The sequence below is a fragment of the Calderihabitans maritimus genome (assembly GCF_002207765.1).
Taxonomy (GTDB): domain Bacteria; phylum Bacillota; class KKC1; order Calderihabitantales; family Calderihabitantaceae; genus Calderihabitans; species Calderihabitans maritimus.
On record NZ_BDGJ01000117.1, the window covers coordinates 37564 to 52125 of the forward strand.

Sequence of the window (14562 nt, forward strand, 5' to 3'; positions counted from 1 at the left end):
TTCTTGGGCTTTTTCTTCTAATACTGCTTAATACAAACTATGCAGCCAAAGTAATTGAATCCTCTTTGGAGATAGTAGTTTTTGTAGAGGTAAATACTCCTCAAGAAGCAGTTGAGGAGTTAGGTGAGGAATTATCTCAAATGTACAATGTGGCCGAAGTTCGTTTTATACCCAAAGAGGAGGGGCTCATGTTTCTCAACCGGCAACTGGGAGAGGAACATGACTTGTTAAAGGCTTTAGCGGGGCGGAATCCTTTGCCGGATGTATATATTGTGAAGGCCCGGGAACCCCGGAACGTACCTGCTTTGGCTAATGCCATTGAACAGATGTCCTTTGTAGAAAAAGTCAAATACGGGAAAGGTGTGGTAGAGAAGCTATTTGCCGTAATAAGTTGGTTGCGCTGGATAGGAACATTGATACTGATATTACTCTCTGTGGGAGCAATTTTTTTAATAGCCATTTGTGTTCGTCTAACTGTCTATACCCGCCGCAAAGAGATAAACATTATGAAGTATGTGGGTGCCAGTGACTGGTTTATCCGGTGGCCTTTCTTCTTGGAAGGTATGATTTTAGGATTTCTTGGTTCGTTACTGGCCGGAAGCAGCATGTACTTTACTTACGACGCCCTGGTTCGCCGGGTGAAGGAAACGGTTCCTTTTGTTCCAGTTTTGGAAGATCCGGTTCTTTTGTGGCAGGTGGTAGGACTCCTGGCTTTAGCGGGTACATTGATGGGGGCGCTGGCCAGCGCAATTTCCGTACGGCGTTTTTTACGGGTGTGAGGAGGGTTGGGCTATGTCGCGCTGCCGGAAGTATCGCCTTGTTTTGGGACTGCTCACCGTACTGGCATTTCTAGGAACCTTACTCATACCGGTGTATGGTTCCGAACTGGATCGGCTTAAGGAGCAGCAGAGAAAAATTAACCGGGAAATAGAAGAACAGAAGAATATAATCGAGCAGAAGAACAGGCAAATTGAGAGCCTGAGTGAACAGGTTGAAAGGTTGGAAAATGATATTTTACTTTTGACCCGGGAACTAAACGACTTGCGAGGCCAGTTGATAGTTGCCCAGAAAAAGGTGGAGCAGGCGGAAAAGGAACTTGAAGAAGCTGAAAAAAAACTGGCGCAGCTTACGGATACTCTGGCAGCCAGAATTAAAGGTATCTACATGAACGGTTCCGTAAATTATTTAGAAGTTCTTATGCAATCAACCAGTATTACCGATTTTTTGATTCGGTACGATTTTATGCAAAAAATAGTGGAACAGGATATCCAATTGATTCGTCAGGTGGAGACGGAGAGAAAAAAAATAGAAGCCCGAAAAGCAGATCTCGAGGTAAAAAGAGATGAAATTGCCCTGCTTAAGAAAGAAACGGAGGACAAGAAGAGAAAACTGGAAGGACGCAAAAAAGAACAGGAGCGGATTTTGACGGCTATCCGGACGGAAAAGGAAGCTGCCCTGAGGGCGCTGGAGGAAAAAGAGAAAGCGTCTAAGCTGATAGCTGCTAAAATTCGGGAGATACAGGCCCGGCTCAAGCGGCAGAGGGCTGGCCGGGGCGGAAGGTTTACGTGGCCGACGCCGGGATATACGCGGATAACTTCCGATTATGGCTGGCGAATACACCCTATTTTGAAAACGCGACGTTTCCATACAGGTGTGGACATAGCAGCTCCTTATGGCAGCCCGGTGGTTGCGGTTGAGGACGGTATAGTAATCTATGCCGGCTGGTTTGGTGCTTACGGCAATACGGTGATACTGGACCACGGAGGGGGCATATCTACCATGTACCCGCACCTCAGTTCCTACCTGGTGAGGGAAGGGCAGGAGGTTCGCCGGGGGCAGACTGTTGGCCGCATTGGCAGTACCGGCTTAAGTACCGGGCCGCACCTCCATTTTGAGGTAAGAATCAACGGTGACCCTGTCAACCCGTGGCCTTATCTTCGTTAAATGGAAGAGAATGGGGGAACTGTTACCGACTGCAGTTCCCCCGTCTTTTGCTTTCTATTGTGTTTTTATAAATAATCTAGTAAGATAATACATATACATAAGGTTGTATAACAGTAATTTCTGGCAGGTGATTATCATTGAACGGTAATAACAGGCTCTGGCGGGGTATTATTATTGGTATTGTAGTTACCTTTATAGTAATTACGGCAACGCTAGGAGTAGTTGTTGCCAGCAATTACTCCCATTTGGGGCGATTTGTCAAGGTTGTTTCTTTGATTAAGACTCAGGCGCTAGAGCCTGTTTCTATGGCCGAACTAGTAGATGGTGCCATGAAAGGGATGGTTGAGGCTTTAAAGGATCCCTATTCGGTTTACATGGAACCCAAAGCGTACAAGCATTTGGAAACGCATATTAAGGGAACCTACGGCGGCGTAGGCCTGCTGATTACTATGGAGAAAGGCAATAAGTTAACGGTGGTTTCCCCCTTTAAAGGTACGCCGGCCCATCGGGCCGGGATTAAGGCGGGGGATGTTATTGTGAAAATAGACGACCGGGAAACGGTAGATATGGATATTGAAACGGCCGCCAACTTGATGAAAGGGCATCCTGGAACGCAGGTTACCCTTTGGGTTCAGCGGGAAGGAGTAGATAAGCTGTTAAAATTTGAAGTAACGCGGGATAAAATTAAAATACCCTCGGTGAATGGACAAATTTTAGAGGACTATCCGGAAATTGCCTATATTAACATCACCATGTTTAATGAACATACAGGCAGGGAATTGGGAGAACTTCTTGCGGAATTGAAAGAAAAAGAATTTAAAGGCATTATTTTGGACCTGCGCAATAACCCGGGAGGATCGCTCTCGGCTGCTATTGACGTGGCCGGATACTTTATCCCCAAGGGACCGGTGGTTTACCTGGTCAGCAAGCATGAAACGATACCGCATAATACGGAAGGACGGCGGGAAAAATACCCGCTGGTGGTGTTGGTTAATAAAGGAAGTGCAAGCGCCTCTGAGATTGTGGCCGGGGCTATTAAGGATACTAATTCGGGAATTATAGTTGGCGAGACTACTTTTGGCAAAGGGCTGGTACAAACGGTATTTCAATTGGACGGAGGAGCAGCCGTCAAGCTTACTACAGCCAAGTATTTGACTCCAGCCAAAAATGACATTCACGAGAAAGGTATTAAGCCGGACGTTGAGGTAAAGCTGGATCCGGAACTGGAAAGTCAAATATTGATGCATGCACCTGATACGGAAAAGGACGCTCAACTGCTCAAGGCCATAGAGATTTTACAAAAAGAGATCTGAAGGATTGGCCATGAGGGAACACTCATGGCCGTATTGTTGCATGCGGTGACCGCACGGGGTGAACAGGTTTAGAAGTGGGAAAGGGTGGTTATTTTGTTCCCCGTAAAACAAATATTGCCTATGATCCTGGTTGCCTTCGGGCAGGCATTGTCCAATCCTTTATTCTGGTTGGTTGTCTTGCTGGTAGGAGCCCAATACCGCCGCTTTGCCCAGACCAAGCAGCGTTTGTTCGGGGTGACTGACGAACCGGTATGGCAGCATACGTTGCTGGCCACCTTTCACGGCCTGTTGGGAGGGCTGTTGGGGAGTTTTCTGATGATCCTGGTCGGGATATCCCTATCTCAAATACCGATTGTCTGGCTTTTAATTCTTGCCTTTTCCTTAATGCTTATCAGTCCCCGGTTTCTTTGTTTTTCTTATGCCGGGGGGATAATTTCCCTGAGCTCCATCCTGCTCGGCTTTCCCAAGACCGATGTACCTCATTTAATGGGATTGGTTGCCATACTACATATGGTAGAGAGTATACTTATTCTGATTAGCGGTCATTTGGGTGCCTTGCCGGTTTACACCAGAAATGTTACCGGCCGGGTAGTCGGAGCTTTCAACCTGCAGAAGTTCTGGCCCATACCCATTGTGGCTTTATTGGCGGTACCGTTGACCGGGCAGGTTAACCCGGCTGATATGGTACAGATGCCTGATTGGTGGCCTTTAATCCGTCCCATGCACGCGGGGAATTTGGATAACGTTATTTATGCCATTCTGCCGGTTATTGCGGGGCTGGGGTATGGCGACCTGGCTGTAACTTCGGTCCCCCAAAGGAAAAGCAGAATATCGGCTTTTAACCTGGCAGTCTATAGCCTGCTGCTGGGATTATCTGTTTTTGCCTCTTATTATCCCGTGTTTTCTATCGTTCCGGCCCTTTTTGGTCCCCTGGGACATGAATACATCATCAAATTAGGTCAGCGCCGGGAACTTAATGGAAAGCCGTTGTATGTCGCCCCGCCGGAAGGAGTAATGGTACTTGATGTATTGAGGAGCTCTCCTGCGGCCTCTATGGGATTGAAAAGCGGTGACATATTAATATCTGTTAACGGCTATCGTGTGAACTCTCGTTACGACCTGGCGGAAGCTCTGGCTATTTCACCGTTTTTTGTGGAAGTAGACTTTATCAGCTTTGACCAAAAGCAATTTGTGCGCCGGCAGGGCAGGAAGCCGGTGGATGAACCTTTCGGTGTCATATTAGCTCCCGAGCCTTACGACAGTCCTCATGTAGAGTTTGGCCAAAAAGGGTTTCTCCCGCGCTTTTGGGAACGTCTTTTAAGAAAGTAAAATCTGGCCGTCCGATTTCCATAAACCCTCTTGCATTCTGAAAACATTTTTTATATGCTGTTGATGGTTGATCCCCTTAAGTAAGAAACAATGTTTGGAGGTGAGGCTATTGGAACGGACTAGGATGCAAATTATACGGAGCCTATTGGCCGGGGAGAAGTCCTTTTGGGAATTGATACGCGACCAGGATGGAGATTTGTCGAGTTACTGTCAGGAGATCGGACAATTGATAGAAGAAGGAATTATCGAGGCGGATGACCAGAAAATTACTCTTACCGAAAAGGGACAAGAGTGGGCCGGAAGGAACAGAATAAAACCCCTGCAAGATATTATCTGCTCTCGGTGTGAAGGTAAAGGCCTGGTACTGCAAGGAATTTTTCAAGAGGTATTGGAACAATTTCGCCAGCTGACCAAGGACCGTCCGCCGGCCATTGCAGAATTTGATCAGGGCTTTGTGGAACCAGAGAATACGGTAGCTCGGGTTGCTTTTATGTATGCCAGAGGGGATCTGGAGAACAAAAACATTTTCATTCTGGGAGATGATGACCTTACCACCATCGCGGCAGCCCTGACTCAAATGCCGCGGCGGATAGTGGTAGCGGAAATAGACGAACGGATAGTTGAATTCATAACTACTGTTGTCGAGCGGCAAGGATGGAAAAATGTGCAGGTGGTAAAGTACGATGTGAGAAATCCTTTGCCGGAAGAACTGCAGGGACAATTTGATGTTTTTGTCACCGACCCGGTGGAGACCATACCTGGCCTAAAGCTTTTCCTTTCGCGCTGTATTCAGGCCCTTAAGGGGAAATCTTCAGCCGGCTATTTCGGCTTGACTCATTTAGAAGCTTCGCGTAAAAAGTGGTATGCCATCCAACAGATGATATTGGATATGAACTTTGTCATAACCGATTTGGTTCACGACTTCCACAGATATATTCTGGAAAGAGAGAAATTTGTAACGAAGAACTATCCGGTGGTGGAAAAGGCACCGGTTCCCCTGCCTGTTCCGCAAGTGAACTGGTATACTTCCAACCTATTCCGCCTTGAAGCGGTGGGAGTTCCTCAACCGGCTACCGATAAAAAATCTTCTTTAGGGCGGGAGCTTTATTTTGATAATGAATCTTATGCTACCCTGCCTTAACACTAGAAAGGTTTATTTATAACCCAGGTCTCACAAGTAGAACCTGGGTTTTTTGTTTAACAAATGTTATAATATTATAATAGTGCAATTAAAGCTGCGGCAGGTGAAGACCAGTGTCTGAATTCCGCCTGAAGACAGATTTTTCTCCTAAAGGAGACCAACCCAAAGCCATAGAAGCTTTGGTTCAAGGAATAAAATCCGGTATGAAATACCAGACTTTGCTAGGCGTAACCGGTTCCGGCAAGACTTTTACCATGGCCAATGTCATTCAGCAGGTTAAAAAGCCGACGCTGGTAATTGCCCATAATAAGACGTTGGCCGCTCAGCTTTGCAGTGAGTTTAAGGAGTTTTTTCCGGAAAATGCGGTGGAGTACTTTGTAAGCTATTACGATTATTATCAGCCGGAGGCATATATTCCTCAAACGGACACCTATATTGAAAAGGAAGCCACTATCAATGAGGAGATAGACAAGCTGCGCCACTCGGCTACGGCGGCTTTATTTGAACGTCGGGACGTCATCATTGTGGCCAGCGTATCTTGTATCTATGGACTCGGTTCGCCCGAAGATTACCGGCATCTGATGCTTTCCCTTCGGCAGGGACAGGAGTATGACCGGGACTGCATCCTGCGCAAGCTGGTAGAAATTCAGTATGCCCGCAATGACGTGGATTTCCGCCGCGGGACTTTCCGGGTACGCGGAGACGTTATCGAAATCTTTCCGGCTTCTTTTACAGAAAAAGCCATCCGAGTGGAAATGTTCGGCGATGAGGTTGAACGAATTTTGGAGATTGACACCCTCACGGGCGAGATACTTGGTCAAAGAAAACATGTTTCTATTTTCCCCGCCAGTCACTATGTTATTGAGCCGGACCGGATGAAGACAGCCCTGCAGGCTATTGAAGAGGAATTGGAGGAACGGTTGGCTGAATTGCGGGCTCAGGGCAAACTGCTGGAAGCTCAGCGCTTGGAACAGCGTACCCGGTATGACATGGAAATGATGCGGGAGATGGGCTTCTGTCCGGGTATCGAAAATTACTCCCGGCACCTTACCGGGCGCAGGCCGGGGGAACCGCCTTATACTTTATTGGATTATTTTCCGGACGACTTCTTGATATTTATCGATGAATCTCACGTTACCATTCCTCAATTAAGGGGAATGTTTGAGGGAGACTATTCGCGGAAGAAAACATTAGTGGAACACGGCTTCCGGCTGCCTTCGGCCATCGACAACCGGCCTTTGAAGTTTGAGGAGTTTGAGAGCAAAATAAATCAGGTGATTTTCGTTTCCGCTACTCCAGGACCATATGAATTGGAGCACAGCGAGCAGGTGGCAGAGCAGATAGTTAGGCCGACGGGTTTAGTGGACCCCAGGGTAGAGGTCCGTCCCATCCAGGGGCAGATTGACGATTTGCTGTACGAAATCCGCTTGAGAGTAGAGAAAAACCAGCGGGTGCTGGTAACTACTCTTACCAAGCGTATGGCGGAAGATTTAACCCAATATCTAAAAGAAGTTGGGGTCAAAGTACGTTACCTTCATTCAGAAATCGATACCCTGGAAAGGCAGGAAATAATCCGGGATTTGAGGTTGGGCGAGTTTGACGTGTTAGTGGGTATAAATCTATTGCGGGAAGGATTGGACCTGCCCGAAGTATCTCTAGTGGCCATTCTGGATGCCGACAAGGAAGGTTTCCTGCGGTCTGAAACCTCCCTGATCCAAACCATTGGTCGTGCTGCCCGCAATATGGATGGGATGGTAATCATGTATGCCGACACCATCACCGCCTCCATGCGGAAGGCTATTGATGAAACAAACCGCCGCCGGAAGCTGCAGATGGAGTACAACCGGAAGCACGGCATTAAGCCGGAAACGGTTCGCAAGGCGGTACGGGATGTGATTGAGGCCACTTATGCGGCCGAGAAACCAGCCCGTTATGTTACCCGGCGGGAAGTATCTAATTTATCCAAGAAGGAGACCGAGAAGCTCATCCGGGACCTGGAAAGACAAATGCAGGATGCCGCCCGTGCCCTGGAGTTTGAAAAAGCAGCGGAATTGCGGGATTTGATTATCGATTTGCGGCAACAATTGAGCAGGAATTCTACCAGGCGGAGGCATGTCCATGGGAAATAAAAAAATTATTATAAAGGGAGCGAGACAACATAACTTAAAAAATATTGATGTGCAAATCCCGAGGGATAAACTGGTAGTTATTACGGGACTTAGTGGCTCCGGAAAGTCGTCTCTGGCTTTCGATACTATTTACGCCGAGGGACAGAGGCGCTACGTGGAATCGCTGTCGGCTTATGCCCGGCAATTCTTGGGGCAGATGGATAAACCTGATGTAGATTATATAGAAGGACTTTCACCGGCCATTTCTATTGACCAAAAGACTACCAGCCGAAACCCCCGTTCTACAGTAGGTACGGTTACCGAGATATACGACTATCTGCGCCTTTTGTTTGCGCGAGTGGGACGGCCTCACTGTCCCAACTGCCGGCGGCCCATCAGTCAGCAGACCGTTTCTCAAATAGTTGACCGGTTGATGACTTATGAGCAGGGAACTCGTATGCAGATTCTCGCTCCGGTGGTGCGGGGTCGTAAGGGAGAGCACCAGAAGGTCCTGGAAAACCTGCGTAAAGCAGGGTTTGTACGGGTAAGGGTGAACAGAGAAATTAGGGAGTTGGGCGATAAAATAGAACTGGAAAAGAATAAGAAGCATACTCTGGAAGTGGTGGTCGACAGGATCATCATAAAGGCAGGAATAGAAAAGCGGTTGGCCGATTCTCTGGAAACGGCGTTAAAGCTGGCCGAAGGTACGGTAATGGTGGACGTAGTAGGTCGGGAGGAGCTGGTATTCAGTGAAAGGTTTGCCTGCCCGGTTTGTGGTTTTAGCTTTGAGGAAATAGCGCCCCGTATGTTTTCGTTTAACAGTCCTTACGGAGCATGTCCTGCCTGCAGCGGGTTGGGAACCAAGAGAGAAGTTGACCCTGACTTGGTCATTCCCGATAAGAATCGTTCTCTGGCCGAGGGCGCTATAGTGCCCTGGAGTAAGGCGACTACCCGATACTACCAGCAACTGCTGGAGGCACTGGCGGAGCACTACGGGGCAAGTATGCATGTCCCGGTTAAGGATTTAGACCCGGAGTTCTTAAATATCTTGCTTTACGGGAACGGTGGAGAACAGATACGGGTCCGTTACGTAAACCGATTTGGACAAATCCGTTATTTTGGTACCAGTTTCGAAGGAGTAATTCCCTATTTAGAACGGCGTTACCGGGAAACTCAGTCGGATTATGCCCGGGAAGATTTGGAAGAATACATGAGCGTCAAACCGTGTCCTGCCTGTGGGGGAACGCGCCTGCGGCCTGAAAGTTTATCGGTGCTGGTGGGAGGAAGGAACATTTATGAAGTTACCGAGATGTCGGTCGCTGAGGCGTTGGAATTTTTTGCTTCCCTGGAACTTAGCCAGCGGGAAGAACTAATTGCCCGGCAGGTACTGAAAGAGATTCGGGAACGCTTGAAGTTTTTGGTAGATGTGGGTTTGGATTATTTGACCTTAAGTCGTTCGGCCGGCACCCTTTCCGGGGGTGAGGCCCAACGGATTCGCCTGGCCACTCAAATCGGCTCCAGCCTGGTAGGGGTGCTCTATATACTGGACGAGCCCAGTATAGGGCTTCACCAGAGGGATAACGCCCGGCTGATTCAAACTTTGAAGCGTTTGAGGGATTTAGGCAATACCGTGATAGTCGTGGAACATGACGAAGAGACTATTCGGTCAGCCGACTATATCATCGACATAGGGCCGGGTGCCGGTGCTCAAGGCGGAAAAGTGGTGGCTGCGGGAAGTTTAGACAATATTATGGATTGCAGGGCATCGATTACCGGGGAATATTTGAGCGGTCGAAAACGCATTCCGGTACCTTCTTTTCGCCGTCAGGGTAACGGAAAATGGTTGACCATTAAAGGGGCCCGTGAGCATAATTTAAAAAATATAGATGTGCGGATACCGTTGGGGGTCTTTACATGTGTAACCGGTGTTTCTGGGTCCGGGAAGAGCACCTTGGTTAATGAGATTCTTTACCGTTCTTTGGCCCAGCGCCTTCACGGAGCCAAGGAGAAGCCCGGTGAACATGATGGCATTGAAGGCTTTGAGCATCTGGATAAGGTAATAAATATTGACCAGTCACCTATCGGGCGCACGCCCCGTTCCAATCCGGCCACCTACACCGGCGTTTTTGACGGGATACGGGAGATTTTTTCCCAAACTCCCGAGGCCAGGATGCGGGGTTACCGACCGGGGCGTTTTAGCTTCAACGTCAAGGGTGGACGTTGTGAAGCCTGCCGGGGAGACGGTATTATTAAAATAGAAATGCATTTTCTACCGGACGTTTATGTGCCCTGTGAAGTCTGCAAGGGTAAACGGTACAACCGGGAGACTTTAGAAATAAAATATAAGGGTAAAAGCATTGCCGACGTTTTGGACATGACGGTAGATGAAGCGGTGGAATTTTTCAAACATATCCCCAAGATTTACCGGAAGTTAAAAACGCTGCAAGATGTGGGTCTGGGATATATTAAACTGGGCCAGCCTGCTACCACCCTTTCCGGGGGCGAAGCCCAGAGGGTCAAATTGGCGGCGGAGCTTAGTCGGCGTAGCAACGGTAGAACCCTGTATATTTTGGATGAACCTACTACCGGATTGCATATAGCCGATATTCATAAGCTTTTGGAGGTTTTGGGAAGACTTACCGATTCCGGTAACACGGTTTTGGTCATAGAGCATAACCTGGATGTGATAAAGACGGCGGATTATGTGATAGACCTCGGACCGGAAGGAGGCAACCGGGGCGGCAAGATTGTAGCCACCGGTACCCCGGAAGAGGTCAGTGAAGTGAAGGCATCCTATACGGGGCAGTTTCTGCGGCAGGTTTTGGAGCGTGAGAAACATGAGCCTAAAGGAGAAAGTAAAACAGCTACCGGATAAGCCCGGTGTATATATGTTTGAAAATAAATCCGGAGAAATCATTTATGTAGGTAAGGCGGCATCGCTCAAGCGAAGAGTAAACTCCTACTTCCAGTCGGATAAGCATCAGCCGCCCAAAGTTAGGGTTATGATGCAGCAGGTGACGGATTTACAGTATATTGTCACCGATTCCGAAGTGGAAGCCCTGATTCTCGAGTGCAATCTTATCAAAGAACACCGGCCGAAATATAATGTTAACCTCAAAGACGATAAACATTATCCTTATCTGAAAATAACCCTGGGAGAAGAATTTCCTCGGATTATGGTCACCCGTTCCATGCAGAAAGACGGCTCCCGGTATTTCGGCCCTTACACTCGTGCCGGTGCCATGCGCGAGACCTTGAAGCTGTTGCGCAGCCTCTTTCCCGTACGCACCTGCAAGAAAGTTGACCCGCGGGAACAGAGCCGTCCCTGCCTGAATGCCCATATAAAGCGTTGTCTGGCTCCGTGCAGTGGCCGGGTGAAGCCAGAAGAATACGGGCAGGTAATACGGGAAGTAATTCTTTTCCTGGAGGGGCGCCAGGATGACCTGATAAGGGATCTGGAGGAAAGGATGCGGCAGGCGGCAGCCAATCTGGAATTTGAAAAGGCTGCTGAACTGCGGGACCAGATAGCGGCAATCAAAGAGGTATTGGCTCACCAAAAAATAGTTTCGGACCGCCAGGAGGACCAGGATGTACTGGCCCTAGCCCGTGGCCGCGATAAGACCTGCGGGCAGATCTTTTTTATTCGGGGCGGGAAAGTGGTCGGCAGGGATTACTTCTGGCTTACCAGTTCACCGGAAGAAACGGAAAAGGACATCATGACTGCTTTTCTCAAACAGTACTACAGCAAGGTGGATTTTGTGCCCCAAGAGGTGATCCTGCAGGTAGATGTTGAGGATAAGGAAGTAATAGAAGAATGGCTTCGCCGTAAACGGGGGAAGAAAGTTAACCTGATTGTTCCCCGCAGGGGCAAAAAACGCCAATTGGTGGAAATGGTGGCTGAAAATGCCCGGCTGACCTTAGAAGAAGCGGAGAAAGCTGCCCAGCAACAGCTAAAGAAAACGCAGGAGGCCCTGAGGAATTTGCAAAAGGTACTGGATTTGCCCCGTCCTCCTGAACGGATAGAATGTTACGACATTTCGAACTTCCAGGGCCACGCAGCGGTAGGTTCCATGGTAGTATTTGAGAACGGCCAACCAAAGAACTCTGACTACCGCCGGTTTCGCATAAAAGGAGTTCAGGGACCTAACGACTTTGCCTGCCTGCAGGAGGTCCTGGAGAGGCGTTTTCGAAGGGCTACAAATTCGGCTGAGGATACTTCTTTTTCCCGCCTGCCGGACGTAATTATCATTGACGGAGGCAAAGGACAGCTCACGGCAGCTTTGGAAGTGCTGGAACGGTTGGGAATTAAAGACATACCGGTATTTGCTTTGGCCAAAGAAGAAGAATTGATTTTCCGGCAGGGAAGCTCCAGTCCGGTTAAATTGCCTCGCGATTCTTCGGCCCTGCATATACTGCAGCACATCCGGGACGAGGCCCACCGTTTCGCCATTACCTACCACCGCAAGCTACACCGAAAGGAGAGTTACGGTTCGATTCTTGACGAAATTCCCGGCATTGGTCCTAAGCGAAAGAGAGCTCTACTGGCTCACTTCGGTTCCGTTGCCCACATGCGGAAGGCGACCAAGGAAGAACTGGCGGCGGTAGAGGGAATGAACAACCGCCTGGCGGATAGAGTATACCGGTATTTGCAGGGACTAAAATAAGGAGGATGGCCATGGGAGGTTTAATATGGCGGTGGTTATTAAATGCCGTTGCCCTGTTGATTACTGCCCGAATTATTGAGGGAATACGGTTGGAAGGGCTTGTTTCCGCCCTGACCGCCTCCCTGATCCTGGGTATAGTAAATGCCTTTATTCGACCTCTGGTTATTCTTCTGACTCTTCCTCTAAATATCTTAACTCTGGGACTTTTTACATGGGTTATTAATGGGCTAATGCTTAAGATTGTTTCTACGGTGGTGGCTGGGTTTAACGTTGAAGGCTTTTGGGCCGCAGTGGTGGGGGCCCTGGTATTGTCCCTGGTCAGCGGGGTAATTAGTTTTTTCCTGAGTTAAGCCATGGGAAGTTGGAAGATAATTGTATAAACTGGGGGTGTGGCCGTTGCCGAGGTTTGAGCTGGTAGCCATAGATTTAGATGGTACGCTGTTGGATGATGATTTAAAGATTTCTCCCCGGACCCAAGAAGTTATTGCGAGAGTCCGGCAACAAGGCGTTCACGTAACTATTGCCACTGGCAGAATGTTTGCTTCAGCTCAACCCTATGCTCTGCAGTTGGGTTTGGATATCCCGCTTATCACCTACCAAGGTGCCCTGGTGAAGACTTCTCAGGGAGGTCAAGTGCTGTATCACCGTTTTGTGCCCTTGGAACTGGCCCGGCAGGTAATACAAACGGTGAATGAATATGGTTATCCCATAAACGTATACTTGGATGATCGGCTGTTCGTGGAGAAGATTACGCCGGAAGGGGAAATGTATGCCCGGAGGTCCAATGTGCCTCTTCATCCCGCCGGCGATCTCCTAGAATTCTTACAGGAAGACCCTATTAAAGTTCTGGTTATTCAGGAAGAGGACAAGCTGCAGGCGCTGGAGGAGAAGTGTAGAAAGATATTTGGCGGAAAACTTTATATTACCAGGTCACAGCCCATGTATCTGGAATTCATGCACCCGGAAGCTACCAAAAAGAGGGGGCTGGAGGCAGTAGCTTCCCATTTGGGAATCGGCCCGGAAAAGATTATGGTGATCGGGGATAGCTATAATGACTTGGAAATGTTTCGCTTTGCCGGGTTTTCGATAGCTATGGGAAATGCCCGGCCAGAAATTAAGGAACGGGCCGACTACGTTACTAAATCCAACCGGGAAGAAGGAGTAGCGGAAGCACTGGAAAAGTTCCTGCTGGATGGATAAAAGATGTGTTCCGGTAGCGGAGTCAGTTGTATGGGAGGAGATCACAAATAACATACTAGCTAAAGAAGGTTCAGATGAAGCAGCAATCTAGAGGTGACCGATATGCGTATTTTTGCCGACTATCATACCCATTCCGACTACAGTGACGGCAGGGGAACCGTGGAAGAAATGGTTGACGCGGCTCGAAGGAAGGGCCTGCGCGCGATAGCCATCACCGATCACGGGCCGGACAACATTGGAGTCGGCGTAGAAACTCCGGATACCTATTTGGCGGTGAAAAAGGAAATAGAACGTTTGCAAGGCATATACGGGGATATAGATATTTTGGTAGGCGCGGAAGCCGATATTATAGGGATGAGAGGAGAAATAGATGTTCCCCGCCGTATTTATCAGGAACTGGACCTGCTCCTGGTGGGACTGCATCCTTATGTTCGCCCTGTAGATGTAAGGAGCGGGTGGAGATTGTTAGTAAAGAACCAGACGTGTACCTGGAGCAGCGGAATCAGGCGTAGTGTTGTTAACGACAACACCAAGTGTCTGATGGAAGCTCTTTATCGACATGATGTCGATATATTAGTTCATCCCGGTCTGAAGATGCCGGTAGATATCTCAGAAATATCCCGGGCGTGTGTAAAAACCGAAACTCTTTTTGAAATTAATACGGGACATTTCTACCTGGACATCGGTGATATTCACCAGGCGGCTAAGGAGGGTGTCCGTTTTGTAGTGAACAGCGATGCTCATTTTCCGGAGACAGTAGGGAAGGTGGAGGAAGGCCTGGACCTTCTAAAAAGAGCCAAAGTCCCTCGCGAGCAGGTAGCCAATGTTTATCAATAGAAGGAAACCTGTTCTTCAAGAGCGAA

At 48.6% G+C, this 14562-nt stretch carries 11 protein-coding genes; all 11 read left to right on the forward strand.

The features are described 5' to 3' along the window. A partial coding sequence (gene ftsX, locus KKC1_RS10250) for a permease-like cell division protein FtsX (RefSeq protein ID WP_088554368.1) occupies window positions 1-779 on the forward strand: 779 nt, incomplete at its 5' end. Between the two features lie 13 nt (window positions 780-792). Continuing rightward, complete coding sequence (locus KKC1_RS10255; RefSeq protein WP_088554369.1) at window positions 793-1944, forward strand: murein hydrolase activator EnvC family protein; 1152 nt, start codon at window positions 793-795, stop codon at window positions 1942-1944. Window positions 1945-2081: 137 nt separating this feature from the next. Further along, a complete protein-coding gene (locus KKC1_RS10260; protein ID WP_088554370.1) occupies window positions 2082-3257 on the forward strand; it encodes a S41 family peptidase in 1176 nt (391 codons plus the stop codon). 84 nt (window positions 3258-3341) lie between these two features. Further along, window positions 3342-4586 (forward strand): PDZ domain-containing protein, encoded by a 1245-nt coding sequence (locus tag KKC1_RS10265; RefSeq protein WP_143288733.1) that lies wholly within the window; start codon window positions 3342-3344, stop codon window positions 4584-4586. Window positions 4587-4695: 109 nt separating this feature from the next. Next, the gene (locus KKC1_RS10270; RefSeq protein WP_088554372.1) at window positions 4696-5727 is read left to right on the forward strand and encodes a bis-aminopropyl spermidine synthase family protein; all 1032 of its coding nucleotides are present in this window, start codon (window positions 4696-4698) and stop codon (window positions 5725-5727) included. 113 nt (window positions 5728-5840) lie between these two features. Next, window positions 5841-7856: an excinuclease ABC subunit UvrB gene (uvrB, locus tag KKC1_RS10275; protein ID WP_088554373.1), complete on the forward strand. Its 2016-nt coding sequence runs from the start codon at window positions 5841-5843 to the stop codon at window positions 7854-7856. After that, complete coding sequence (gene uvrA / locus KKC1_RS10280; RefSeq protein ID WP_088554374.1) at window positions 7846-10710, forward strand: excinuclease ABC subunit UvrA; 2865 nt, start codon at window positions 7846-7848, stop codon at window positions 10708-10710. Before uvrB ends, uvrA begins: the two co-directional genes overlap by 11 nt. Next, window positions 10673-12499 (forward strand): excinuclease ABC subunit UvrC, encoded by a 1827-nt coding sequence (gene uvrC / locus KKC1_RS10285; RefSeq protein ID WP_088554375.1) that lies wholly within the window; start codon window positions 10673-10675, stop codon window positions 12497-12499. Before uvrA ends, uvrC begins: the two co-directional genes overlap by 38 nt. An 11-nt stretch (window positions 12500-12510) precedes the next feature. After that, window positions 12511-12849 carry a phage holin family protein gene (locus tag KKC1_RS10290; RefSeq protein WP_088554376.1) on the forward strand — a complete coding sequence of 113 codons (339 nt, stop codon included), beginning with the start codon at window positions 12511-12513 and terminating at the stop codon, window positions 12847-12849. Between the two features lie 46 nt (window positions 12850-12895). Beyond that, window positions 12896-13699, forward strand: a complete 804-nt coding sequence (locus KKC1_RS10295) for a Cof-type HAD-IIB family hydrolase (RefSeq protein ID WP_088554377.1) — start codon at window positions 12896-12898, stop codon at window positions 13697-13699. Between the two features lie 102 nt (window positions 13700-13801). Then, the gene (locus tag KKC1_RS10300; RefSeq protein WP_088554378.1) at window positions 13802-14536 is read left to right on the forward strand and encodes a PHP domain-containing protein; all 735 of its coding nucleotides are present in this window, start codon (window positions 13802-13804) and stop codon (window positions 14534-14536) included. Window positions 14537-14562 lie beyond the last annotated feature (26 nt).